The organism is Pedobacter sp. SL55 (genome assembly GCF_026625705.1).
Taxonomy (GTDB): Bacteria; Bacteroidota; Bacteroidia; order Sphingobacteriales; family Sphingobacteriaceae; genus Pedobacter.
Genome location: NZ_CP113059.1, coordinates 4,075,764 through 4,101,775, shown reverse-complemented (window position 1 = coordinate 4,101,775; position 26,012 = coordinate 4,075,764). Strand labels below are relative to the sequence as shown.

The 26,012-nt window shown below is 38.5% G+C and carries 22 protein-coding genes and 1 tRNA gene; 15 read left to right on the top strand and 8 right to left on the bottom strand.

The features are described 5' to 3' along the window. Nucleotides 1-163 precede the first annotated feature (163 nt). The 3 genes from OVA16_RS18285 to uxuA all read right to left on the bottom strand — a co-directional run bounded on the left by OVA16_RS18285 (nucleotide 164) and on the right by uxuA (nucleotide 4,426). Nucleotides 164-2,833, bottom strand: coding sequence for a UvrD-helicase domain-containing protein (locus tag OVA16_RS18285; protein WP_267762352.1), 2,670 nt, complete (start codon nucleotides 2,831-2,833; stop codon nucleotides 164-166). Nucleotides 2,834-3,087: 254 nt separating this feature from the next. Beyond that, nucleotides 3,088-3,161, bottom strand: a tRNA-Arg gene (locus OVA16_RS18280). 98 nt (nucleotides 3,162-3,259) lie between these two features. After that, nucleotides 3,260-4,426: a mannonate dehydratase gene (gene uxuA, locus OVA16_RS18275; RefSeq protein WP_267762351.1), complete on the bottom strand. Its 1,167-nt coding sequence runs from the start codon at nucleotides 4,424-4,426 to the stop codon at nucleotides 3,260-3,262. A 243-nt stretch (nucleotides 4,427-4,669) separates the two neighbouring features. Between uxuA and OVA16_RS18270 the strand changes: the two genes are divergently transcribed. The 6 genes from OVA16_RS18270 (at nucleotide 4,670) to OVA16_RS18245 (ending at nucleotide 12,571) form a co-directional block, all read left to right on the top strand. Continuing rightward, the gene (locus tag OVA16_RS18270; protein ID WP_267762349.1) at nucleotides 4,670-5,770 is read left to right on the top strand and encodes a hypothetical protein; all 1,101 of its coding nucleotides are present in this window, start codon (nucleotides 4,670-4,672) and stop codon (nucleotides 5,768-5,770) included. Further along, nucleotides 5,771-6,460 carry a DUF4397 domain-containing protein gene (locus OVA16_RS18265; RefSeq protein WP_267762347.1) on the top strand — a complete coding sequence of 230 codons (690 nt, stop codon included), beginning with the start codon at nucleotides 5,771-5,773 and terminating at the stop codon, nucleotides 6,458-6,460. It abuts the gene before it with no gap. 362 nt (nucleotides 6,461-6,822) lie between these two features. After that, a complete protein-coding gene (locus OVA16_RS18260; RefSeq protein WP_267762345.1) occupies nucleotides 6,823-9,831 on the top strand; it encodes an Ig-like domain-containing protein in 3,009 nt (1,002 codons plus the stop codon). Nucleotides 9,832-9,864: 33 nt separating this feature from the next. After that, nucleotides 9,865-10,617, top strand: coding sequence for a hypothetical protein (locus tag OVA16_RS18255; RefSeq protein WP_267762343.1), 753 nt, complete (start codon nucleotides 9,865-9,867; stop codon nucleotides 10,615-10,617). A 27-nt stretch (nucleotides 10,618-10,644) separates the two neighbouring features. Next, nucleotides 10,645-11,568 carry a gliding motility-associated C-terminal domain-containing protein gene (locus tag OVA16_RS18250; protein ID WP_267762342.1) on the top strand — a complete coding sequence of 308 codons (924 nt, stop codon included), beginning with the start codon at nucleotides 10,645-10,647 and terminating at the stop codon, nucleotides 11,566-11,568. Nucleotide 11,569: 1 nt separating this feature from the next. After that, complete coding sequence (locus OVA16_RS18245; protein WP_267762341.1) at nucleotides 11,570-12,571, top strand: type IX secretion system membrane protein PorP/SprF; 1,002 nt, start codon at nucleotides 11,570-11,572, stop codon at nucleotides 12,569-12,571. 279 nt (nucleotides 12,572-12,850) lie between these two features. Here OVA16_RS18245 and OVA16_RS18240 read toward each other — a convergent pair whose 3' ends face one another. Continuing rightward, complete coding sequence (locus tag OVA16_RS18240; RefSeq protein WP_267762339.1) at nucleotides 12,851-14,239, bottom strand: MBL fold metallo-hydrolase; 1,389 nt, start codon at nucleotides 14,237-14,239, stop codon at nucleotides 12,851-12,853. Nucleotides 14,240-14,586: 347 nt separating this feature from the next. On the opposite strand from OVA16_RS18240, the gene OVA16_RS18235 reads away from it, so the two are divergent. The 9 genes from OVA16_RS18235 (at nucleotide 14,587) to OVA16_RS18195 (ending at nucleotide 22,122) form a co-directional block, all read left to right on the top strand. Next, complete coding sequence (locus tag OVA16_RS18235; protein ID WP_267762337.1) at nucleotides 14,587-15,066, top strand: YMGG-like glycine zipper-containing protein; 480 nt, start codon at nucleotides 14,587-14,589, stop codon at nucleotides 15,064-15,066. A 136-nt stretch (nucleotides 15,067-15,202) separates the two neighbouring features. After that, nucleotides 15,203-15,580 carry a hypothetical protein gene (locus OVA16_RS18230; RefSeq protein WP_267762335.1) on the top strand — a complete coding sequence of 126 codons (378 nt, stop codon included), beginning with the start codon at nucleotides 15,203-15,205 and terminating at the stop codon, nucleotides 15,578-15,580. Beyond that, on the top strand, nucleotides 15,571-16,419 hold the full coding sequence (locus OVA16_RS18225) for a hypothetical protein (protein ID WP_267762334.1): 849 nt from the start codon (nucleotides 15,571-15,573) through the stop codon (nucleotides 16,417-16,419). Before OVA16_RS18230 ends, OVA16_RS18225 begins: the two co-directional genes overlap by 10 nt. Beyond that, nucleotides 16,412-17,341: a tRNA (adenosine(37)-N6)-dimethylallyltransferase MiaA gene (gene miaA / locus OVA16_RS18220; RefSeq protein WP_267762333.1), complete on the top strand. Its 930-nt coding sequence runs from the start codon at nucleotides 16,412-16,414 to the stop codon at nucleotides 17,339-17,341. The genes OVA16_RS18225 and miaA overlap by 8 nt, the downstream gene beginning before the upstream one ends. A 182-nt stretch (nucleotides 17,342-17,523) precedes the next feature. Beyond that, nucleotides 17,524-18,642 carry a DNA adenine methylase gene (locus tag OVA16_RS18215; protein ID WP_267762330.1) on the top strand — a complete coding sequence of 373 codons (1,119 nt, stop codon included), beginning with the start codon at nucleotides 17,524-17,526 and terminating at the stop codon, nucleotides 18,640-18,642. Between the two features lie 81 nt (nucleotides 18,643-18,723). Next, nucleotides 18,724-19,260: a hypothetical protein gene (locus OVA16_RS18210; RefSeq protein WP_267762329.1), complete on the top strand. Its 537-nt coding sequence runs from the start codon at nucleotides 18,724-18,726 to the stop codon at nucleotides 19,258-19,260. A gap of 239 nt (nucleotides 19,261-19,499) precedes the next feature. Then, nucleotides 19,500-20,027 (top strand): hypothetical protein, encoded by a 528-nt coding sequence (locus OVA16_RS18205; protein WP_267762328.1) that lies wholly within the window; start codon nucleotides 19,500-19,502, stop codon nucleotides 20,025-20,027. A gap of 162 nt (nucleotides 20,028-20,189) precedes the next feature. Beyond that, nucleotides 20,190-20,759 carry a DUF3347 domain-containing protein gene (locus OVA16_RS18200; protein WP_267762326.1) on the top strand — a complete coding sequence of 190 codons (570 nt, stop codon included), beginning with the start codon at nucleotides 20,190-20,192 and terminating at the stop codon, nucleotides 20,757-20,759. A 94-nt stretch (nucleotides 20,760-20,853) separates the two neighbouring features. Further along, on the top strand, nucleotides 20,854-22,122 hold the full coding sequence (locus tag OVA16_RS18195; RefSeq protein WP_267762324.1) for a citrate synthase: 1,269 nt from the start codon (nucleotides 20,854-20,856) through the stop codon (nucleotides 22,120-22,122). Nucleotides 22,123-22,852: 730 nt separating this feature from the next. On the opposite strand, the gene OVA16_RS18190 is transcribed toward OVA16_RS18195, so the two are convergent. From OVA16_RS18190 to OVA16_RS18175, 4 genes are all read right to left on the bottom strand, one after another. Then, nucleotides 22,853-23,410 (bottom strand): hypothetical protein, encoded by a 558-nt coding sequence (locus OVA16_RS18190; RefSeq protein ID WP_267762323.1) that lies wholly within the window; start codon nucleotides 23,408-23,410, stop codon nucleotides 22,853-22,855. Between the two features lie 110 nt (nucleotides 23,411-23,520). Continuing rightward, nucleotides 23,521-24,429 (bottom strand): EamA family transporter, encoded by a 909-nt coding sequence (locus tag OVA16_RS18185; RefSeq protein ID WP_267762322.1) that lies wholly within the window; start codon nucleotides 24,427-24,429, stop codon nucleotides 23,521-23,523. Nucleotides 24,430-24,523: 94 nt separating this feature from the next. After that, nucleotides 24,524-25,255 carry a pyridoxine 5'-phosphate synthase gene (locus OVA16_RS18180; protein ID WP_267762321.1) on the bottom strand — a complete coding sequence of 244 codons (732 nt, stop codon included), beginning with the start codon at nucleotides 25,253-25,255 and terminating at the stop codon, nucleotides 24,524-24,526. A 57-nt stretch (nucleotides 25,256-25,312) separates the two neighbouring features. After that, entirely contained in the window at nucleotides 25,313-25,663 is a 351-nt protein-coding gene (locus OVA16_RS18175; RefSeq protein ID WP_267762320.1) for a DUF6370 family protein, read from the bottom strand. Nucleotides 25,664-26,012 lie beyond the last annotated feature (349 nt).

Sequence of the window (26,012 nt, the reverse complement as noted above, 5' to 3'; positions counted from 1 at the left end):
TTAGTTGCTAAAGTTTAAAGTTGAGTACGCTAATTTAAACCGTACTCTAGTTTTTGGAGAGTTTGCATAGGTAAAAGTATAAATAAGGCATTGGCTAGTTTTCTTCGCGAAGATTTTTAGTAGCCGGCATCTTTGTTACCTTTTTACTAGAATAAGTAAGCTTCTATTTCAGTTTAATGGTGTTGTTGCACTTCGGGTATTGGGTACATCCTAAAAAAGCACTGTGCTTGCCAGTCCTTCTTACCATAAAGCCGCTTTCGCAACTAGAGCAAAGTAAGTTTTTATCTAAAATCTCCAAATTTTTGAAAGTCTGATTGCAGATTGGATAATGAGAGCAGCCTAAAAACCGACTGTTGTTTAGCGGATTTTGTTTTACCATTAACTTTCCCGTTTTGCAATAAGGACAATTGGTGCTTTGAAAAGATTTAGCATTTTTTGCTAAAAGGTAGTTGTTGTCTTCGAGCAATTCGTCTACAAATGGGCTCGCTTCATCAGGGATAAACAATACGACCTCATTTTTGGTGCGTGTTAAGGCAACATAGAACAACCTTCGCTCTTCAGCAAACCTATAAGTTTCATCGTCACTTAAAAGTAGTGATAGGATAGGATCGTCAGTTGCTTTATTCGGGAAACCAAGCCAATCATTTTTAAGGTTCAGTAAAATCACGTTGTCAGCCTCTGCGCCTTTAGATTTATGAACGGTTAAGAAATTAATTTCTACATCCTCAAATCCCTTTACTTCCAATTTGCCTGTTCTTTCTATAAATTTGATGTTGCCGTTAGAAAATTTAATTAGATCAATCACATCAAAGCTGTGCCTTCCCAAAACCAAAATTGAAGTTTTGCCATATCGGCTAACCAAATTTTGCACTTCATTTAGAAAAGTTACTTCAATATTGGCACGGCCATGATGTACAAATTTTATTGGCGAAGCAACAGTTTCTTTTTTTGAAATTGGATTTTTAGCAATTTGTTTTGGGTTCTTTTTTACGAAATTTGCAGATACGTCTATTAGTGCCTGCGAGTTTCTAAACGTTTGCTCTATCAATAATTGTTCATGGTAGCCTACATATTTTCCAAAATTGCTAAATAGGGAGATATCACTGCCGGCAAAACGATAAATGGACTGCCAGTCGTCGCCTACACAGGTTAGGCGAGCGCTAGAAAGATCCCTGATCTCTTTGATTAAATTAAAGTGGGAAAACGAAATGTCCTGATATTCATCAATAATAATGTATTTGTAGCTGTATTTTGGTTGCTTGTTCTTGATTAAATCAGTTGCCCTATTGATCATGTCGTTAAAATCTATCTCGCAGCGTTCCCTTAAAATTTGGTTATACTTATTGAGAATAGGCAACGTAAAACTCAAGAACATTTCTTGCCGCTCGGCCATAAAAAGCTCTTTAACACTGAGCTTAGCGGAGTAAATCTCCTTTAAATTTACCTCCTCCATTTTTCTTGATTTACCTAGGTTGATAAATCCCTCGATAAGCTTAATAATTTCTTTGCCAAAGTTTTGGTCATTTTCCGAAACCTTAGTGTAAATGTCTTTCGAATCCAGCGGCTTAAACAATACGTTTTCTGCTGTTAAGATTTCTTTTAGCTTGCTCAATAAGATTTTATCCCTATTGTAATAAGAATAAGTTTCTAGCAACTTAGTGTGGTATTTTTTGTGGGTTTCACGTTTCAACAACATGTCTTCCACATACTTTGCTTCATTAAGAGATGATAGCCATTTCGCTTCATTATGTTCATCAACCCCGAAATGCTCTAAATAAATATCATAATCTGTGAGGTAGAAATCTGGGCGATATACTCCTGTGCCGTGTGGGTAGGCTTTTTCATATTCATATTCAATGCCGTTAACATACAAGAAATTAGCAATAATCAGTTCTTCCACACTTTTAACCTTCTCGCCCTGAATGGTATCTAGCTTTACGGTTTTAACAATATTTGGCGGTTCGCATTTAGATTTTAAGGTTTGTAAATCAATTCCTTTTTCGGTATCTATTTTTTTCCCTAGCGAATCGTAGCTGTCATTTTCTTCGGGTATATTCATGTAGCAGGCTACATACTCCACATAAGCTTCTAAGGCTTTCCTATCGTTTAGTATATCGGTTTTTAGATAATTGGCAATTACCTTACCTAACGTATTTTCATTTGTGATAACTGGTATGTTGTTCTCGAATTTTTTAATGATGTCATAGCCTAATTTATGAAATGTTACCGCACGGGTGCCTAGGCCGAGTGCCATAATTCTTTTGTTAAGGTCTTCAACAGTTTTATTGGTAAATGATAACAATAGGATATCTTCTGGACTTACATTTTTTTGCTCTATAAGGTATTTTACTTTGGCCAGTATGGTTAAAGTTTTACCAGAGCCCGCACCAGCAATAATGAGGTTCGAATACTCGTCTGTAACTAAAGCGCTGCGCTGCTGCTCGTCTAAACTTTTACCTTCAATATCATCAAAGTATAATTTAAGGCGCTCTTTTTCTGCTTTAACGTAGTTTAGGTTATGTTGCTTTATATGCTGTTCAAAGCTGTGGTAAATCTCGTTAAACCGACTAATGCGTGGTTCTTGCTTATAAAATTTGTTTTTGTTTTTAAAGAAGCTGCCCGTAGCTGCGTAGGTTAATTTAATGTTGTCGCGTTCCACCCATGTAATATACCCTCCTAAAGATTTAATCAAGCTTAAAAATTCAGTCAGCTCTTTTAGCCTAGCCAAATAAGTTGCATTGGTATATTTCTTTTTTCTTTGCTTAATTAGGTAAAGCGAAGCTAAAGTTAGTAGGGAAATAACTAGGATAAATGTTTTTAAAAGCGTTGACATGTAAGTTCTGACAAAATACTATTTTGTATTGGAGGATGAATTTTATTCTTGATGAAGCTAAAATAAGCAAAAGTTTAAATGTCTAAGCAAGTGCTTTCGTCAGAAGTAGAGGAAGTAATGATGTAGTTAGAAACTAAGCGAATTAATTAACAAGATTTATAAACTGCGCAACAAATGTGCGCCAAATCCGACAGATATCCTTTAAAAGCTAAAAATAAAAAGGGCTTCTAGTGTTACCTAAAAGCCCTTCGCAGTACCCCCAACAGGATTCGAACCTGTGACCTACGGTTTAGAAAACCGGTGCTCTATCCAGCTGAGCTATGGAGGCCTCTCATAAAACAAACAATTTTACAACCGTTTTTCTTATGGTGGTGCAAAGATATAATTTCTAAATAATAATTAGAAAAAAGTTTGAAATTTCTTTTGCTAATAGTTTCCAGTAATACCTAGCTCTAAACCACGCAGTTCTGCTAAACCACGTAGTCTACCTATTGCCGAGTAGCCAGGGTTGGTTACTTTGTTCAAGTCGTCCAACATTTGATGCCCGTGGTCTGGTCTGAAAGGCATGGGCTCATTTCGCTTCGCATTTTCGGCAGTAACAGCCTTCATCACATCATACATATTTACATCTCCGCCCAAGTGGTCTGCTTCAAAAAAGTTGCCTTCTTCGTCTTTTTTAACATTGCGCAGGTGTAAAAAGTAAACACGTTCTTTAACCGCTTCAAAAATTTCAACCAAATTGTTTTTAGTTCCAGCGCCTAACGAGCCGGTGCAATAGCAAATGCCATTAAAAGACTGGTCTACTCTTTTTAAAATATCGATAAAATCTTCCTTGGTACTTGCAATACGTGGTAAACCTAAAATAGGATAGGGTGGGTCATCTGGGTGTATCGTCATCTTAATGCCCAATGTGGTACAGGTTTCGGCAATGCCAGATAAAAACCAGGCCAAGTTAGCTCTTAAACCATCGTGACCAATAGTTTTGTATTCGCCAATGCTAGCTCTTAAAGTCTCCAGTTCTATTTCTTTTTCGTTAGGGATGCCCATTAACACGTTGATGCGTAAAAAGTCGATATCTTTTTGGCTCATCGTGGCAAATTTAGCCTTTGCTTTCTCCAAAATTGAGGCCGGGAAATCGGCGGCGGCATTTTCTCTTTCTAAGATATAGATGTCGAAAATGGCCAAATCTGTCCAGTTAAAATATAGGGCTTTTGCGCCGTTTGGCATTTCTAGATCTAACTGCGTACGTGTCCAGTCTAAAACGGGCATAAAATTATAGCAAACCGTTTTTATGCCATTGGCCGCCAAGTTTTTCAACGTTTGGTTATAGTTTTCGATATATTGTTGGGCATTGGCTCTGCGGGTTTTAATGGCCTCGTGAACGGGTACACTTTCTACTACGCTCCACGTTAACCCTGCTGCCTCTATAATCGCTTTGCGCTCTTGTATGTCTGCTAGTGGCCAAACTTCGCCATGCGGAATATGGTGCAGCGCAGTTACAATGCCCGATGCGCCTGCTTGTTTAACATCTTGTAGTGATACCGGGTCGTTTGGCCCGTACCAACGCCACGTCTGTAATAGTTTCTTGCTCATTTTAGTTATATAAGGAATAGTCAAGTATACATATTTTAGCGCATAGCTTAATGATTAAAGCATTAAAATAGTTACGGAAACGTTAGCGTAAACGCACTGCTTGTTGTGGTGTGCTAAGATCCGTATTGTTTCTCTCTAATCAGAGATTGAAAAGGAGGAGCTTTTGATTTGAAATCAATTAATTTAAAATAAAATCGAGCCTTTTAACAAAAAGTATAGTCTATAGTTTAAACACCTTTTAAAATGTCATTCACTAAATTGAAAATGAAGTACACCTTGCTCTTGTTGCCGGTTTTAATCATCATCATTGTTTCCTTTAAAAATAGTGACCAGAAATCTGCCAATTCATTATTTACTTATGAAGGTAAAAGTTATAAGCCTGGCGATACGGTATTTGGTTTTAAACAGTATGTGAAATTGGTGGTAGGAGATGATGATGCTCCTCTGTTATTGGGTGTACCCCATGATGGTATTGGTGTTGGCGATCCCGTGATTCCAGAAACCGGAACTACCGGCAGAGATATCAATACGCTGCCATTGGCTATAGAAATTGCCGCAAACTTTAAATCTGCCACTAAAAAAAGAGCATGGATTGTGATCAATACCATTGGCAGAAAAAGAGTAGATCCTAATACTTTCCCCAACGAGGTAGATAAAAGATATGCCAGCGAAGATGGAAAGCAAACCTACTTGAGTTATCATAGCCTTCTAAAAGCCGCCCGAGAAAGAATGGGCGAAATACAGAAAAATGGTAAAGGTGGTTTGTTTTTAGATTTGCATGGTCAGGCACATAGCTACCAAACGCCGCAACCTTATATTTCGGTAAAAGGAAAAGAGCTGAGCAGTAAGTTTATTGATCAAACAGAGCTGGGCTATGGGATAAGTGGATATGCAATTTCTCAAAGCGATGAATATTTAGATCAACTGGCAGATTCTTCTTCTATTGCAGCAATAGTGAAAGCACATCCAGAAGTGCCTTTTTCGCAGCTAATTAGAGGCCCCTATAGTTTCGGTGGTTTGCTAGAGGCAGAGAAGGTAGTGGCCGTACCTGGTACAAATATCAAAACCTTGGTTGCCGATGCAGCGCTTTTCGGCACCGATGCCAAGGGCGAGCCTAAAAAACGCCCCTACTTTAATGGAGGGTATTGTACCCGTAAATATGGTACGGTTGTTTTAGGGAGTACTACGGGCTATAAAGACAATATTTCTTCTATACAGGCAGAAACACCTGGTATTACTGTTAGAAATAACGAAATGGTACGAGAGATTGCTGCCGAAAGGTTCAATAGGGCCATCATTAATTTCCTTAATAAATGGTATGGCTACAGTTTTAAAAATAGATAGATGTTAAGGATTAAGCTAAAAATTAGACCGATAGCTTTTGTTTTAGTGGCAATGGGCACCATGGTTTTGGGAGCTTGTAAAAAAGAAACTCCGGTAATGGAAGTGGGGGATGCTAAAGTACGTTTTGTGAATAGCTATGTCAATGCTGATCCGCAAGACTTTTATCAGGATAATCAAAAGCTCACTAACCAGCCCATTGAGTATGCGACCTACGGTAGCTATATAAAGGTTAAGTCTGGGCAAACGGTCTTATGGTCAAGCAATGCTACAGAAGCTAAGGCTACTGCGGCAATAGATGCCATTTTGTATGGAAATGCTCAATATACGTTGTTTTATTACCAAACAAAAGAGGCAAAACCTGCGATTGCTGGTTATATTAACGAACCAAAAATACCAGCAGCAGGTAAGTTTAGGGTAAGGTTTTTAAACTTGGCTTTAACTTTCGAGGATAGGTCTTTAATCGTAAAATCGATAAATAATTCGGCTACGGTACCAGATTTAGCTTTGAAGTTTGGCGATTATCCAGTGTATTCGGAATTGCTTGTAGGTACCGAGATTACCGTTAATGTAAGTGAAAAAAATGTGTTGACCCGTTTTGGGATTAACGAATTTAAAGAGGGTAAGATATATTTGGTATGGTTTGATACTTTAGATGGTGTAAAAGTTGATTTTCACGTAGTTGAGCAATAATTATTGATTTTTGTAAGTAGATGTAGGTAAAGTCGTTACGGTAAAATGTAGCGACTTTTTTTATTGGGTAATATTGGGGAATTTTGCTGTTTTTATGATGATTGTTTTTTCTAATTTAAGTGCTTTTTGAGTATTTTTTTACCCATTTAAAGGGTGTTTATTTATGTTTAAGTTATAAAGTGTAGAAAATATTTCACTATATGTGAAATATCGTTTACATTTGGTTAAGTTATTCCTAAAAGGTTTAAAATCTTTATGGGATTACGCTCAAACACAATAAAGAATAGATACACATTTTGTGAAGATTTATACCTAAAGGAATAAGTTGTTTAAACAGCTCGTGTGCATTTTTTTGGTTAGCTATGTTAAAAATTGATGCGCTGAAACGTTCTATATCTAAAAAAAATGCGCTGCTAAGCCAATGCTTATTCGTGGTGCTTTTTTGGCTAATCAATGTTTTTTCTGCAAACGCTCAAATTTGCGGAACATCGGGTATAGACGGGCCAAGTACCAATACAAATCCCATCAACACTTACTTTCCTGTTTCGGGTAATAAAACTTTGCAAGTGGGACAAACTTTTATTCAGTTAGATCCGGTGCCACCCACAGATACGCATGGCAACAATTACGGAAATGTAGCTATCCGTCCAGGAGATTTGATCCTGATTATCCAAATGCAGGATGCCGAAATTAACTATCAGGATAGTAGACGTTATGGCTCTGGTACTAATAACAGTGGTGCCGATGGCTTGGGTGGTACGGGTTACACTACTATGGGCTACTCGGGCAAATTCGAATATGTAATTGCACTAAATGCCCTGCCAATTACCGGCGGAACTTTAAATTTTAGAGGTGCTGGCCCTGGAAACGGGGTGGTAAATGAGTATGTAAATTCGGCGCCAACTAACACCCGTGGGCAAAGAAGGTTTCAAATTGTAAGGGTGCCCCAGTACTCTAACTTAACCTTAACTTCTGATATTACTACAGTGCCCTATAATGGTAGGGCGGGTGGTGTAATTGCTTTTGATGTGGCGGGCAACATGAATTTTAACAGTTTTAAAATTGATGCGTCCGAGAAAGGTTTTAGGGGAGGTTTTGGACCCAACCAATCCACAGATCCGGGGCAGAACAAAAGCAATATTTATGTTTTAGAATCTACCGATACCCGCTCTGTAGGTAAAGGCGAAGGCATTGCCGGCACACCTCGTTACATGTACGATGGCTACACGGATGTAGATAACGGTATAGAAGGTTTGCCAGGAGGTTCTTACGGTCGCGGTGCACCAGCTAATGCTGGCGGTGGCGGTAACGATCATAATGCTGGCGGTGGCGGTGGCGGTAACGGTGGGCAGGGCGGCGTTGGTGGACTAGGCTGGCAGGGCGGTGGTGGCAGTACCGATCCTAATGGTGGCAGGCCCGGAATTAATTTTGCCTTAGATTTAACTAGGCTAATTATGGGCGGCGGCGGCGGCGGTGGCGATGCTAATAATGCTTCTACAGGGGTTAAAGGCGGTGTAGGCGGCGGTATCATTTTAGTAAACGTAGAAAAAATTGTAGGTAACGGTGTAATTGTAGCTAACGGAGGTAATGGCGAGCGTGGCGAATACGCCGGAGCACCCGATGGTGCTGGTGGCGGTGGTGCTGGTGGTACTATTTTTATCAGATCTTTAGCTAATAGCGCTGGTGCTACTTTAACAGTACAGGCCAATGGCGGTAGGGGCGGTAATACCGTAAATGATAATAACAATGAGCATGGGCCCGGAGGTGGTGGCGGTGGTGGTGTAGTCTACTACAATGTACCAGGTGCAGTGGTAAATGCTACCGTAACCAGAGGGGCTTCTGGAAAGGCAAATGATGGCAATGGGATAGCGCATGGAGCTTCTGATGGAAGGGATGGCCTACGTAGTCCATTTGCCAATACCGATTTGCCAACCTATTTACAGGGTGGCGGCCAAATCTGCTATCCAGAACTAACGGCTGTTTTAACCGAAGCTAATCCGGGTATACCCGGAAGTAGAAATGCAGGCACTACAGCTATTTACACTTTTACTTTAAGCAACGCTACTACGGGTGGTAATGCTGGTGGTGTACAGGCCGAACTTAAATTGCCTGCTGGTTTTACCTTAACTTCTATCACTGCTAGTATGGTAGGTGCTACGGGGGCAACTAATCCAACGTTTAACTTGGTTGGCGGCGTATACTACATTGGTTCTACCAATTTAGCCAATGCTTATAACATTGCTCCAGGCGGGCAGGTGGTTTTTACCATCAATGTAGATATAGCTAATAACGTAGCTGAGGGTATGCATCATGCCAGTGCACAAGCCACCTATCTAGACCCAACCCGAACTTCTGCTAATCCAAACAGAAGGGTAACGGCAAAAAATAATGCCTTTGCTGGCAGTAACACGGCGTACGAAACCGGTAACGCCGGCGATGTGCATGGCAATAATTACAATGGAGATTTACCCACTTCAACTGGAGAAGATGTTCATATCAATGCCAAGCCCCTGCCTAACGATTTTGAAATAGATGTGATAGAATGTGACGTAAAAGCGCAAGGAACGCTCACCGCAACCGACCCTGATGCGGCACACACACCTGCTACTTTAGTATATACGCTAGAAGGAACTTACGATACCAGTAAAGGAACTTTTACCCTTAACCCAAATGGCGCATTTCTTTTTGTACCTGTAGAACGTTTTTTTGGCGTAATTACTATTCAGTTTAGGGTAACCGATCCGCTGGGTGCCTATCGTATTGGTGCATTAACCATTAACCAGCCCAAACCGCTATTAGATTTAACGGAAACCATTAGTCATATCACTGTTTATGGTGCTAATAACGGAGCTATCACTGTGGTTTCTAGCGGTGGGGTGGGTGCACATACCTATAGCTGGCTTTATCCCGATGGTAGCGTGGTTACTAGTCAAAATATTGGTAACCTACTGCCGGGCCAATACACACTTACTGTAACTGATGCCAATGGTTGCAAATACAGCGAGCCTTATGTAGTAAGAGAACCTCCGTTGGTAACCTTATCGCCCACTCATCCAGTTTGCGTAGGCGAAGTAAATATTGCTTTGCCTTTTGCTAACCCTAGGGTAAATCCAACGGTTTACAGTATCATTTGGGATGGGGCCGCACTTGCGGCAGGTTTAGCTAACGTAAGTGATGCCGCCTTGCCAATAATTGTAGCGCCAGCAAGCAGTGCCAATATCACTATTTCAGTGCCCGCCAATATTGGCATGGGTACCTATAATGGTGTGCTAAAAGTAAAAAATGCGGCAGGAGATGTAAGTCAAGAGCTGCCTTTCCAAATCATGATTACGCCCTATCCAGTAAAAGCGAATATAGAACTCATTCAATAACTAAAAATTACGAAATCCTTAAAACCACCAAAAATGAAAAGAACAATTACCCGCACAGCGTTAGCTACCTTGTTTTTCCTTTTAGGCATAACTTTTTCTAGCTATGCACAAACGTATTACCATCTTTATCTTTGCGATGCCGGTACAGCCAAGCTCCGCACCCCGCAAGAAGCCGGTTTAGCCGTTGGCGATAAAGTACACTGGTTTGTAGATGGCAACCCTTATGGTACACCTTTAACTTACAATGGCACAGCGGGCTCTACAGATATTACTGTACCTGCAAATTTAGCGGTGGGCTTGCACAACTATACTTCTTCTATAGAGTCCAAGGATTTATGTATGGGGCCATTGTCTAATCCGTTTACCGTATATAAATTACCAAGTAAAACGATTGCACTAAGCGCACCTACCAATCCCACCTATTGCGGCGATGCCAGCGGTACTAACCTAAGTTCTGTAATTACGGCAACTACTACACCAGCTGTGCCTCTGCCAGATGGTGTGGGTTATACTTACACTTGGTCGGCAACTCATAATGGTACCGTGGTTAATCCAATTACTTCTATTGGTACAGTGGGTGGCGGTAATGCAGCAACAACAACGTTTACGCTGAGCACTACTGATGCAGGTACCTACGTATTTAATGCAGCGGTGGTTTATACCTTGTTAGCTGGTAATACGGGTACGCTAAGGCCAACCGATGGTTGTGAAGTTGCTACCACTACTACCCAAACCATTACCGTTACGCCTAAACCTGGAAAACCAACCATCGTATTGGCTAACTAGCAGTAGTATTTAGGATTTACCTAAAGAATGGTTATACGTAGGCTTATAGCTATAGTTGCGTTTCTTTTACAGGTTGCTCTTGTAAAAGCGCAAGAACCTACTGTGGTAAAAGTGCCTTATGGTACGCCAGTAACACTAGGCGTAAATAATCCGAATGGCAATTATACTTACCAATGGTATAGGGATGGCCGTGCTATGGCCAATCAAACCCGGTCTACCTTAACGGTAACTGCAGCGGGTAACTATCAGGTTTTGGCAATCAATCAAGGAGATTGTGCTTCCGATTTATCAGATGTTTTCTCGGTGGTTTTAATGACTTCTGATCTGCAGGTAATAAAAAAATCGGAAGCAAGGCATGTAGGCCCTAACGAAACCTTCGAATACTACATCACAGCTAGAAATAACGGTAATTCTGATAATACAAATATTGTGGTTACAGATAGGTTACCCAGCAACTTGAAATTTATAGCCGTAGATAAAACGGCAGCAGTTTACGAAGAAGGCTTAATTACTTGGCGTATTCCTTCTTTAACCGTAGGGCAGGAAGAAACTTTAGTGGTTAAAGTGCAGGGAAAAATGCAAGGATTGGTAACTAATACGGCAAATATCCAAAGCAATAATACCACTTTACCAGATTTGGTGCCCGAAAACAATAGTTCTACCGATACCAAAAAAATAATCGGAAATATTAAAATACCTAACGTAATTACGCCTAATGGCGATGGTAAAAATGATGTTTTAAAGGTAGATGGTATTGAACTTTATAAAGAGAACAGCATTTCTATTTTTAATAGGTGGGGCAACGAAGTGTACCGAAGTCAAGGCTACCAGAACGATTGGAATGGCAATGGCTTAAGTGAAGGTACTTATTTCTACGTACTCAAATTGGTTTCTAGAGAAGGCGTGTCTAGTAGCGTAACAGGTTATATTACTTTATTAAGAGATAAATAGGATGAAAAGAAGATGGAGGCATAAGATCTATTTATCAACGCTCTCAGCAATCTTAATGCTGGTAAGTTTTGGTGGCTTTGCTCAGCAAGATGCACAATACAGTCAATACATATTTAATGCGGTTTACATCAATCCTGCGTATGCGGGTTACCGGGAAAGGTTAAACCTCAATGCTACTTACCGAAACCAATGGACGGGTATAAATGGTGCCCCCAAGAGTTTTTCTTTAGCAGCCGATGCGTTAATGCCTAACGAAAGGGTGGGCTTGTCGCTTACATTAAGTGCCGATCAAATTGGTGCGCAGAAAAACCTGTCGGCTTTTGCTAACTATGCTTATCGCTTTCCGGTAAATGAAGATGAAACCTCTAAGCTTGCCTTTGGTTTGGGGGCGGGTTTTCAGCAATTGGGTATTTATGGAGATATGTTAGAGCCTGGAGATTTGGGAGATAATTTTATCCCTACAGGGGCGGTAAAAGAGCTTGTGCCCGATGTGCGTGCCGGTGTTTTCTTTTCTACCCCTAAAATGTATGTGGGTGCTTCGGTAAATAATCTTATTGGCAAGTATATTTTAGATAAGAAAAATTTAGACTTCAATTTTCCTACGCCAGAGCCACATTTTTACCTTACTGGCGGCACATTAATTCCTATAGTAGAATACGAGATAGATTTTAAGCCTTTCTTTTTAATTAAGGATGATGCTGCGGGGCCAACCGTGTTAGATTTGAATGCGTTTTTCCTTTTTAAGCAAAAATTATGGATAGGAGCAGGCTATAGGACGGGTATAAAACTATACGACAAGCCAGCGGTGGTGGGCAATGTGAGAAATACCAATGCATTAATTGGCATGGCCGAAGTTTTTATTAGCGATAAACTTAGGATTGGCTATTCCTACGACCATAGTGTAGGTGGTTTAGCTGGCTATAGTGGTTCTACACATGAAATATCCATCAGTTGGAATTTTATGAACGAAAGAGAACGCCGTATTAATTTCTGTTATTTTTAACCCTTAGCGCCCGAAAAGAGGAATTTAATAGAGTTAGCTATGCTACTCATTATTCAAAGTTCCTTTTAACCTGAGCTAGATTATTATTTCCTTAATTTACAGTGGCATATCTTATTTTTGGCATGGCAGACCCTGAAATAAATTTGCTTCGCAGCTACTGCGTAGTTAGGGTGACGCTAAATTGGCATTCCGTCATGCTGAATTTATTTCAGCATCAGCTTTTAAGAGTATTTTAACTAGATTTAATTATCGAACTTAGGTTTTTAGGGGATTTAGGGGTTAAATCTCATAACTAACACCTCGTACTGGTATCTCTACGTTATAGCCTTCTTCTTGCAAAGCACCTTTAAAAGCATTTAAACTGCTCATTTCGCCATGTACCAAAAAGACTTTTTTCAAAGTTGCTTTATCTTGCTGCTTAACCACATTCATCAAATCATCATGATCTCCATGCCCACTCAATAAGTCTGTTTTTGCAATTTTGGCATACACCATTAAGTCTCTGTTTCTTAAACGAACAATAGGGTCGCCACGTAAAAGTCTATCGCCTAAAGTGCCTTTAGCACAATAGCCAATAAAAAATATGGTACAATAATAGTTCTGGATGTTGTAGTAAAGATGATCTTGAATCCTACCGCCTTCCAGCATTCCGGCCGAAGAAATAATAATGCAAGGATCTAAATAATTACTCACGGCCAGGCTTTCTTGCTGTGTTTGTAAATAGGTAAGGTTATCAAACTCAAATTCATCGCCTTTGGCTTGGTAAAAACTTTGGGCTTCCTCATTTACATATTGATGGTGTTTGCGATAGATCTCTGTAGCGTGGTTGGCCAATGGGCTATCCACAAAAACTTCTACTGGAGGTAAAAGTCCTTTGCTAAAAATTTGATTTAGCTTAAAAATTAGCGATTGTGTTCTACCTATGCTAAATGCTGGAATGATTAGTCGTCCTGGATTTTTAACGCAGGTTTCTTCAATCGTTTTTATTAAAGTTTCTTCTAATGAAGTGTCTTTAGAATGCAAGCGGCCACCATAAGTAGCTTCGCAAACCAAATAATCAACAGGTGGTAGCACTTCTGGATTTACCAAAACAGGATAATTTTTTCGGCCAATATCGCCAGTAAAGGCTATTTTTTTGTTAGCGCCATTTTCGTTTACCGAGAGTATTACTGCCGCAGCGCCAAGTAAATGCCCTATTGGTACAAAGGTTAGCTCAATATCGCCATTAATTTTAAAAGGCTTATCAAAACCTATAGTTACAAACCTATCTACAGTTTCCATTACATGTTTTTGCAGATATAACGGTTGTGGCCCGCTGTGGTGTTTTTGCCTGTTTCTAGGCTTCTTTTTTTGCTTGCTCAAGAAAATATTAACCGAGTCAAACAGTAATATCTCTGTTAAATCTGCGGTTGGGCCAGTGCATAAAATCTGACCATCGTAACCCATTCTTACCAAGGTAGGCAGGTTTCCCGAATGGTCTATGTGGGCATGGGTTAAAATCACTAAATCGATATCAGCTGGGTCAAAAGGGAAAAATAAATTTTGTTCCTGATGGTTTCCCTTATCGTAATCTAGTCCGCAATCTATTAATATATTGTAGTTGTTTAGCTGTAAAAGATGCATGCTTCCGGTAACTTGTTGTGCAGCACCCCAAATGGTTAATTTCATCTGTCGATTTCAAAAATTAAGTGCACAAGATATGTTTTTGTATCCAATACACAACAAAACAACAATGTTTTTTCTTAAATCTTAGCTAAGATTTTTTTTGCTTTCAAATTAATTATCCACAAATTTTAAATTGCTAATAAAGCTTGTTTTTAGCAATTTAAGGCAGTTTTTTCGGGTGTGGGTATGGCTAATTGGATACTCAAAAAAGTAGTATCGCTAGCCTATTGATTTTATTTTTGGCATAGTTTTTACGAATTACCATCATATAAACACCGGTGCAACAAATGATAGGTTGGCCAAACCATTTAGGTTAAAGTGTGTTTGCTAAATAATTAAAACTTAGGATAATGAAAAAGATATTAATGGTAGCTGCAGTTGGTGCAACAGTTTTGGCATCTTGCGGTAAAAGCGAAAAGCAAGTAGCTTTAGAAAAACAACAAGCCTTAACAGCTTACAGAGATAGCATTAAATTAGATAGTTTTAAACGTGCCGAAGTTGAAGCTGAAAAACAAAGGGTAGAAGAACAGCACCAGGCAGAGTTGGCAGCAGCTAGACGTAGCGCAGCTAGATCTTACAGTTCTAGTGGCACTGTAACTTCAACCACTTCATCTGGTGGTGTAACGAATACCCAAGCTCAGAAAAAAGGCTGGAGCGCAGCGGCTAAAGGTACCGCTATTGGTGCTGGTGTGGGTGCACTTGGTGGCGTTCTTATAGATAAAAAAGACGGCCGTGGTGCTATTATTGGTGGTTTAGCTGGTGCTGGTGCCGGTTATGTAATTGGCAGGGCCGAGGATAGAAAAAGTGGTCGTGTACAACCAAAGCAATAAACTCTATCATATATATAAAAGGAGCGTCCGTTTTTTTAACAACGGGCGCTTTTATTTTTATAGAACATTTTTAAATTAGCAACGTTTATCTTACAAAAGCCCTTACTTTGTAAAACCACCATCTAAAATAGTTAAGATGAAAACAGATTTGATCGAAATTTTTCAAACCATTAGAGCGGCCATGCAGCCTTACGAAACTTTTGGTTTTACATCTAGAATAAATTCAGATACCGAATACGATTTGTGGAGTGACAAAAATGTAATGCTTTTAGGTAAACAGCGAAATGAAATTTATTTTGCCGGATTGAAAGTAATGACCAGTAGTGTTACCCTTCATTTTATGCTGATTTACACCAATCCTGAGGTTAAAGAACTGCTGCACCCAGATTTGATTAAATTGCTAAAAGGCAAATCGTGTTTCCATTTCAAAAAAATGGATGAAACAATGATGGAGCATGTTGCGCAAGCCTTAGATGTAGGGTATAAAACATATAAAAAGAACGAATGGGTTTAAATCCGTTATTTCAAGAAGATTTTTTTTTAACTATTCAGGATAGGTACCGTGTGGTAGAAAACATTCAAGCCCATCCGTTTAATATCGTTGCCGTTGAAAATTCAGTTTATATCAATCTGGTTTCTCTAAATGCCACTATTTTACCCCAACAATTGCAGTCTTTGCAAGTAGCTTGTCAACAGCAGGGTGTTTTATTGGTTCATTTATGGGAAGACGTTTGGCTAAACAAAAGAGGCCAGGTACTCAGTAGGATACATTCTTTTTGCGGCAAAAATATCAGTCTACATGGCAGAAAAACAAAAGTAATAACAATAGATACAGCTACTGCAAAAGCATTTTTACAAGCGCATCATTTGCAAGGTTATATTAAAACGAAGTTTAATTACGGTTTAAGCTTAAACAATGAGCTAGTTGCCGTAGCCTGTTTTGCAGCAGCTAGGCCTATGAAAAGCAAAGGCGATGATTACAGATCGGCAGAATTGGTTCGGTTTGCTACCAAAACAGGGTATACCATAACTGGTGGGCTTGGTAAACTAGTCAAGCACTTTTTGAAGCAGGTAAGCGTAAATGATTTAATGACCTATGCAGACAGGGACTGGTCGTTAGGGAAGGGATACGATAAGTTGGGCTTTCATTTTTCTGGAAACACCGATCCTGTTACATTCTATGTAGATACAAATAGTATGGAGCGTTATTACGCACATCGCTTGCCCAAAAAAATAGCGCTTGCTTTCGATGAGCAAAAAGTATTAAATTTGGATGATTTTTTAAGCCAAAATGGCTTTTCAAAGGTTTTCAATACCGGAAATCTCAAATATCATCTGTATACCAATGTCTGATAAAAACTTGCTGATTGTACTGGGTTCTACTGCGGTGGGCAAAACAAAGTTAGCGGTACAATTAGCTCAATATTTTGGTGGCGAATTGATCAGCGCCGATAGTCGTCAGGTTTTTACGGGAATGGACATTGGTACTGGAAAAGATCTATCAGAGTATGTGGTAAACGGCATTCAAGTTCCTTATCACTTAATCGATATTAAAAAAGCTGGCGAAAGGTATCATGTAAATGCGTTTAAGGAAGATTTCTATCAAGCATTTGAAGAAATTACGGGAAGGCAAAAGCTGCCCGTTTTATGTGGTGGCACTGGAATGTATATTCATACTTTGCTGCAAAACCATCAACTTACATCTATCCCGGTTAACGAAAATTTACGGCAGCAATTAATGCCGCTCCATAAAGAGCAATTGAAGAGTAAGCTCTATGAATTTCCATTGGAACTTAGAACGCATGTAGATGATAGTTCTTCTAAACGACTAATTAGAGCCATAGAAATAGCTCAGTTTTTAAGTGAAAACGGCAAGCTAGAGCTGCAAAAAAGACCTGCGCTAAAGCCTTTAGTAATTGGTTTGTTTAATGATGTAGCAACCCGAAGAGATAAAATTTTATCGAGGTTAAACGATCGTCTAGCTAATGGCTTGGTAGAAGAAGTACAAACTTTGCTAACCAAAGGAGTGAGCGAAGAAATGTTAGTGTTTTACGGTTTAGAGTATAAGTTTGTAGTGTCTTATTTAAAAAATGAAATGGATTTGGCTACGCTTAAAGAACGCTTGGGCATTGCAATTTGCCAATTTGCAAAAAGACAAATGACTTTTTTTAGAAAGATGGAAAAAGATGGCGTGCAAATTAATTGGATAGAGGCGGTAGAAGATAAGCTTGCTATAAAAAATCAAGCGATTAATTTAATTGAACAAAATTTCTAAAATTATTGCATCTTCGGATAATGTTCGTCATTTCGAGCGAAACGTAGTGTGGCCGAGAAATCTTTGAATTATTTTACGCTATCAAAGATCTCTCCATTCCGCTGCGCTCCAGTCGAGATTACGTAGTCGTTTAAATAACATGTATTACGCTTTAGTCGTAAAATAATTGACATTAATAAGTAATGGATCAAAAAATAAAGCCAATTATCAAATGGACTGGTGGAAAATACCGGGAGTTCGCTTTATTTAAAGATCATATTCCATCTTTTGAGCGTTATATCGAACCTTTTTTTGGCGGTGGTGGCGTTTTTTTCGCTTTGCAACCAAAAACTCCTGTAATTATTAACGATAAAAGTACCGATCTTATAAATTTCTATCGTCAAATTAACGAACCAGAATTTAAAGAACAATTGTACAAATATGCTGATGCTTGGGATGAAATCAAGCTATTTTCGGATGAGCTTTGGAAAAAATGTACAGATGAATTTACTTCCTTCATCAATGAAACTAATCAGTTATTAAAAGAAAGTCTGAAAAGGGAACTTTCCCAATCAATAAAGCCATATCAAAATCTCGTTAATACAGCGTTTGTAATTGAGCCAGAATTGTTCCAGAAATACATTCAAGATAGTTTGTTGGATAAGGCGATACGTATCCAACGTATCTGTAAAAAGGAAAATAGGGTATTTGATAATGCTGAGCTAAAAGATCATTTCGAAACTGGAATTAAAAGTGGCATGTACCTGTTCTTTAGAATGCTGATGAACAAAAATGCAAAGACACCAATTTTTTTGAAAGCAAAAGCCGCTGCCAATTGGTACTTTGTAAGGGAATTTTGCTATGCAGCTATGTTTAGGTACAACAATAAAGGAGAATTTAACATTCCTTATGGGGGTATCGCTTACAACAAAAAAAACTTTAGGCAAAAAGCCGATTTCATTTTTGCAGAAGCTACACAAAAGCTGTTTGGCACAGCCGCAATTTATAATCAAGATTTTGAAGAAATGTTAGTCGAAATAGCTTTAAAGCCTACAGATTTCATTTTTTTAGATCCACCTTATGATAGCGAGTTTTCTGAATACGATCAAAATTCGTTTACGCAAACCGACCAAAAACGGCTAGCAGATTTCTTAATCAATTGCCCTGCGAAGTGGATGGTAGTGATTAAAGAGACACCATTTATCCGTGAGATTTATACGCACCCTCAAGTAAAAATCGTAACTTTTGGGAAAAATTACACTTATAATGTACGGGGACGAAACGATAGGAAAGTAACGCACCTCGTTATTACCAATTATTAGCCTATGTATCAACACTTGCAAATAGAACCCTACGTGTTTAATTGCAAGGAATGTCCAACGCCCTGCAATGGTGTAAGTAAAATGAATTATGTTTTTGAAAATGATGCCGCCTTTTCAGAATATTACGAGCAGCTTTTGATCAATCACATCAATCAACACACGTCATTTACAGCTACAAAGACCACAGAAAAAGGCTATCCAGATATTCAGGTAACAAAAGCTGGAGCAAAATTTTACATCGAGGTAAAGGTACAGCGCCGTACTTTCATGACGGTAGAAAAAAATCTTCCTGATAGTGGTTTGAAGCCCTCGGAAACGGTAGCACTAAATCTAAGTGATTTAACGCGGTACTTTGAACTAGAGCAAGAAAAGAAAATCCATGTTTTTATTTTTTGGGTGCTATTAAACAGGCCTTGCATTTTGGGAGGCGAAGAAAGTAGTTATTATTATCGCTTAGCATCAGAACTTAAACCAATTTGGGAAAAGGAAGGAGAAAAAAGAAAATTTAGGCGCAAAAGTGGCGAGGGAGATGAGGTAGATGGAAAGCATTTAGGGGTAACTGTAAATTATCATTTTAGTTTAAAGGAACTTAAAATTTGGAAAGGTAAATTAGGTTAATTGTAACAGAAATGTTCAGTTTTTAGTACATATATTGGTTGTAAAAATACCTTTTTTATAATGAAGATAATGAAAAATTTTAAAAATTAACTTGCTGTAAGTTAATTGAATGTGTTTGTTTTTGCTTGTTTTTCTATTTTTTAATGGCATACAGTTTGAACATTTAGCATCGATCGCTGTTGTTAACATCAGTAATCAAAAATGTTAAATTGTAAACAAGTAATTAAAATAGAAAACACATGAAATTATATACCAAAGCAATGGCAAGTGCAGTAGCTGCATTAGCTATATTCGTAACTACAAATGTTAACGCTCAAACTGCGTCAGAACCTACAAATCCTTCTAGACAAAAATTGGGTATTGGTTTAAATATTGGTGCTGGCACCAAAGATGGTTTAGGGTTAGCCATTGGAGGCGATTTACGTTACCAAGTAGATATTGACAGGCAATTGTCGGTTCCAGTTTCTGCAGGTTACACAAATTTTTCAGTAAAAGATAATTATGACGGCGGTAGTTTTGGTTATATACCTGTTAAAGCGGGTTTGAAATATTTCTTTAGCGACACAGGTTCGGGGGCGTACGCAATGGCAGAAGCAGGAGCTGGTTTTGGAACTAAGAGCGGAACTGGAACGGCTTTTGTTTATGCACCAACCATAGGTTATTCTTGGAGTAACGGTTTAGATTTGGGAGCTAAATACGAAGGTTACTCAAACGATGGAAATATTGGATATGCTGGTATTCGTTTAGCTTACGGCTTTAAACTATAGGTTGCGTTAATAAATTATAATCACAATATAATATTATGAGGTCTCGGTAATTTTATCGAGGCCTTTTTTGTGTTTTTAGAATTATAAATGCTATTTTGAGCACAAAACAAAACATGCCTTTAACCGATTGTTTCCAAATAGCAATCCTTAAATGAAATATGTATGCAAGGGAAAAAATATATGAGCTTAGCAGCCTTGGCTTTAGCTACTTTGGTGGCTTGCCAAAGTAACCAGCAAACTAAAGAAACCACAGATACTGCTATAGTAGCTACAGACACTGCGCTTCACGCATCTTTAAGCTTTAAAGACCAAAAGTTGCAAACCATTTACACCGCTTATATTAACTTAAAAGACCAGTTGGTATCTACAAACCCAGAAATGGCTAAACCAGCTGCTACCGAGTTGGCTAAAGCCTTACAAGAATTTGCAGGCTGCGAAAATGCCGCTACTATTGCCAGTAAAATTGCCGATGCCAAAGACATTAAGACACAAAGAACTGCTTTTACAGCTTTAAACGTAGAAGTTATCCCAGTGTTTAAACATGCGGCGCTAGCTTCTGGTACAATTTACGTACAACATTGCCCTATGGCTAATAATGGCGATGGTGGCGATTGGCTTTCTTCGGAAAAGAAAATCCAAAATCCATATTATGGAGATGAAATGATGGAATGTGGAAGGATAGCCGAAGAAATTAAAGCAAAATCAACTATTTCAAAATTAAAATTAGATTAGAAAGTGCGAAAAAATGTAACAAGTGTATAATTCTTTCGCCTTAAATTTCAATAAACGAAAATAACTACTTATAATTATATAAAATTTTAGATATATGTCAACTACTGCAGAAATTAAGATAGACGGACAGACTTATGAGTTTCCAATAGTTACCGGAACAGAAGGCGAGAAAGCTATTGATATTTCAAAATTGAGAGATCTTACAGGTCACGTTACGTTAGATTTTGGATATAAGAATACAGGTGCTACCAAGAGTGCCATCACATTTTTAGACGGAGAAGAAGGTATTTTAAAATATCGTGGTTATCCTATTGAAGAGCTGGCCGAGAAAGCATCATTTTTAGAAGTCGCTTATTTATTGATCTATGGCGAGCTACCGTCAAAAGAAACGGTAGAGAAATTCCAGAAGGATATCAGCATGCACACGTTGATCCATGAGGATATGAAGAAGTTTTTTGATGGTTATCCGTCAAAATCTCATCCAATGGCTCAATTGTCTTCATTGGTTTGTTCGCTTTCTACCTTTTACCCAGAAAGTTTAGAAGCTAACCAATCTGAAGAGCAAAAAAATGATACCATCATCAAGATGTTGGCTAAAATGACAACCATTGTGGCTTTCATCTACAAAAAATCTTTAGGACATCCTTTGATTTATCCTAAAAATAAATACGATTACATTACCAACTATTTGTGGATGACTTTTGGTCAACGTACCGAAGATTTTGAACCAAACCCGGTAGTGGTTAGTGCCATGAACAAATTGTTAATACTTCACGCAGATCATGAGCAAAACTGCTCTACTTCTACAGTAAGGATTGTTGGTTCATCAGATTGTAACTTATACGCTTCTATTTCTGCTGGTATTTCTGCACTTTGGGGTCCACTGCATGGTGGTGCCAACCAAGCTGTAATTGAGATGTTAGAGCGTATTAAAGAAGATGGTGGCGATACAGATAAATGGATTGCAAAAGCGAAAGACAAAAACGATCCTTTCCGTATGATGGGTTTTGGCCACCGAGTTTACAAAAACTTCGATCCTAGAGCTAAAATCATTAAGAAAGCTTGCGATGATATTTTAGAAAGTTTAGGCATCAATGATCCGGTATTAGAAATTGCTAAAAAGTTAGAGCAAGCAGCTTTAACAGATCAATATTTCATCGACCGTAAATTATATCCAAACGTAGATTTTTACTCGGGTATCATTTACAGGGCATTGGGTTTCCCTTCAGAGATGTTTACCGTTCTTTTCGCATTAGGCCGTTTACCAGGATGGATCGCTCAGTGGAAAGAAATGAGGGAAAACAAAGAGCCTATCGGCAGACCACGTCAAATTTACGTTGGCGATGTAGATAAACACATGTAACTGTACTCTCTTTACAACCAAATATATGATTGCTAAGCCGGTGGATTGCCGGCTTTTTTTTGTGCAGTTTGGTTTTGATTACTTTTGTTATTGATGGTTACGCAGACTACCTTTTAATAAATGCCAATTGGCATTGGTAGGGGGGCGAAACCCGTTATTAGTTGCGGGGACACCAACAAAAGCACAGCAACCGTTGGCGAGGATGCCAACGGTAAAAGTCATTCTTTCTTTTGAATATCTCTAATTTGTAATCTAAGCTGGTAGAAGAAGAATATGTTTTTATTCCCGTTTGGCTTTAGCCAACGGATTGGAAATAATGTGTTAACGCTTTAGCCACATCAATTGCAAAAATTTTGGCTAAAGCCTCTATTTTGCTTCTATAAACCGTTTGCTAAAGCATACAGCAATTGGCCACCAGCACAAATACTAGCCTTCGACTACCTCTTAACCTGAGTTCGATTGTTAAAGTGTGATTGGGTGGTATTTAAGCACGCTATAACGATTTGTAACCACCCCGCCTTTCAGGCGCCCCTCCAAAGGAGGGGAATTGCGACCTACATTCCTCTCTTTCAGAGGGGTGGTCGAAGACCGGGGTGTTGTAGGGCGATAAATATTAATCGAACTCACGTTCCTGATTTGTAATCTAGTCGAAATAGCCAGCAGTGTGCTTTAATCTTTAATCTTTATTCCTTGTTCCTTATTCCTTGTTCTTTATTCCTTGCTCCTTTATCTACTTCCTTACACTCCAACCTGTTTCCTTATCATATTTTAAACGATAGGTTTTGGTTAAAAACTCGCTATTATCTTCTGGTTTTCTTTGAAACGCAGCAAATGGTGTATTTACCTTTTTAAGAGATACGGTTACTTTAGCAGTAGCATCATTTACTTTAGAGAAATCTACAGGCTTTTCTTCTGTCAATTCGTAGATAACAGCTTTAACAGTTGCCTTGTCTGTTTCTTGCTTTAAAACAAAATCGCTTGCTTTTTGCGTAAGTTTTGCACTGTAAACATAGCTGCTATCTTTAGAAAGAAACTTTTTCTTAGCACTCAATAAAGTTAGCGTAATGTAGCCCTCATTGGCCAATTTGCGATAGTTTTCTAATTCGGTATATTCTTTCTCGTTGTTAAATTTAAGCTCGCCAAAATCAAACCTAGTGGTTTTATATTCTGGATTTCCTTTTAGATAGGTAGTAATTACCTTACCAGCTTCATCGGTATTAATACTAGCATTGTTTTGGCAGGCAAATAAGGTAGAGGCGATTAGGGAAATTAATATTGTTTTTTTCATGTTGGTTTCTTTCAATTGTTTATCCTCCCTTTTAATCTCTCTCCAAAGGAAGACGTGTGATGCCTATGTAATTTATATATCCCTCCTTTGGAGGGGTTGGGGGAGGCCGTTTATTTTCTAAAGCTATTTGCTTTCTTTAAATTTTCCAAATTTGGAAGTATCATTGATGATAAAATAATTGCAACCCCAATCCACCTTAACAAACTAACCTCTTCATGCAAAACCAATGCCGACATGCTTACTGCCACTGGTAACTCTGCAGAACTTAAAATAGAACTTAAGGTTAAACCAATTTTTGGGATACCAGAGGCAAAACATAATGGTGGGATAACTGTGCCGAAAACAGCTAAAATCAACCCCCATTTAAGTAAACTACCCCCTAAAGCACCATTGAAAAGAAAAGTTGGAGGAAGTACCGCAAAAATCAACATACAAGCACCTGTAATCATTAAAGCACTTTTTTGCAGTGGCGGATATTCGTTACCTAGATTACCATTCAGCATCAAGAAAATGGCGTAACATAATGCGGCAACCAAACCGTAGCCAATACCAGCAATACTTAAATTTGCAGCCGATTGTTCGAAATAGCCACTGGCTGCAATGGTTCCCAGCAAAATCATGATGATGGCGAAAACCTGAAGCATATTGGGCTTTTTCTTGAAGAATACTAATTCGAGCAGTACGCTAATCCATACAAATTGCATTAGTAAGATAATGGCTATAGAAGCGGGTACAAGTTTTACGCATTGATAGTAAGTTAAACTTACTAAACCAGTAAAAGTACCAGCTAATACCAGTTTAATCCAATGTGTTTTAATAATGGGTTTAGGTTTATCTTTAGATTGTGTTTTACGTTGAACTAAATAGATAATCCACAACATTGAGGCACCAAATAAAGCCTGTGTACCTGTAACATCGCCTAGCGAATACCCTTCGCTATAAGCTAACTTTACGAAAGTAGAGAGAATACCGAAACTACAAGCACCAAATAATACGAGAAGAATACCCTTGAAAGTCAAAATTAGTCAGATGTCAGATGTCAGAAGACGGATGATGAAATTTAATAATTTTTTATTGTAGTTATTAGTTGGTTCTACTGCCAAACTTCGGTCATCAGACATCAGACATTGGTCTCAACTGCGCCAAATAACGTTTAATGGTTTCTTCTAAGCCTAAATAAAGTGCATCGCTAATTAGGGCATGACCAATAGAAACTTCTAATAAGCCTGGGATAGTTTGCGCAAAATACTTGAGGTTATGCAAATCTAAATCGTGGCCTGCATTAATGCCAATGCCTAATTCGTTAGCTTTATGTGCTGCGGCCAAATAAGGTGCGATGGCTTTTTCTCTATTGTTGTAGTATTGTTGGGCATAAGCTTCGGTATAAAGTTCAATTCTGTCGGTTCCTGTAGTTAAGGCATTTTCTACCATTTCTACCACCGGATCAACAAAAATAGAAACACGGATATCCGCTTGTTGGAATACCGCTACCATTTCTTTCAAGTAGTCTTGATGTTTGATGGTATCCCAACCGTGGTTGGAAGTGATTTGACCTTCTGCATCTGGCACCAAAGTAACCTGAGCGGGTTTGTTGGCTAGCATTAAGTCTACAAACTTTTGTTCTTTGCAGTTGCCTTCAATGTTAAATTCGGTAGCGATAACTGCCTTTAGATCAAAAGTATCTTGGTAACGGATGTGTCGCTCATCTGGACGTGGATGCACTGTGATGCCTTGTGCGCCAAATTTTTCACAATCTAACGCAACTTTAACCAAATCAGGATTATTGCCGCCTCTGCTGTTGCGTAGCGTAGCAATTTTGTTGATGTTAACCGATAACTTTGTCATGCAGCAAAGATACAGTTTAGCTTTTGATAATGGCTAAATTGTGGTATTGTTAAATTGCTAAGACTTCGGTTTTTCTGTTTTCTTGGTTTCTACCAATTGTATCGATTTTGCTTTAAATCTTCCGTTAACAATTTCTCCTGTAACGGTTGCTTTTCTAATCGCATTGCAAAAGCCATCATCAGCATGCGCATCGCCAAAGTCGTCTATTTTTCTGCCATCTACAAAATAAGGCTTGCCATCAATTCTAATGGCTAAGTCGCAGCCTTTTCCATCCATTTTGAACATGCACTCGCCACACGCTATCTCTACTTTCTTTTTCTCTATTTTAGTTGTTTTTGAGGGTGTTTCTTGTGCGTTAACGATATACGTTAATAGTGTGAATAATATGAATAAGCTCGTTTTTTTCATGATTTTGCCGATTAGGTAGTACAAATATGCTGAATATAAGCTAGGATGAGCTAATGATTTTTGTCAATTTAGCGTGTCTTTTTCGCTTTGAGTTAAAATTAACTGCAAAGGATTTTGAAGTTTCGCGAAGAACTCGAAGAAAAATGTTGAAACTTTGTCAATCTTTTAGATGGTGATATAGTGGATTGACAAAGTTGGTTTGATGCACAAGCCTTGCATTTTAAACCTGATTGTAGTGAAAATCCTTTTGTTGTACTACTAGTTTTAAACTTCGTAAGTTTTCAAAACTTACGAAGTCTGTTCTATATAGTGCCAATCACAAAAGATTGTAACGAAAAGCAGGGCTACC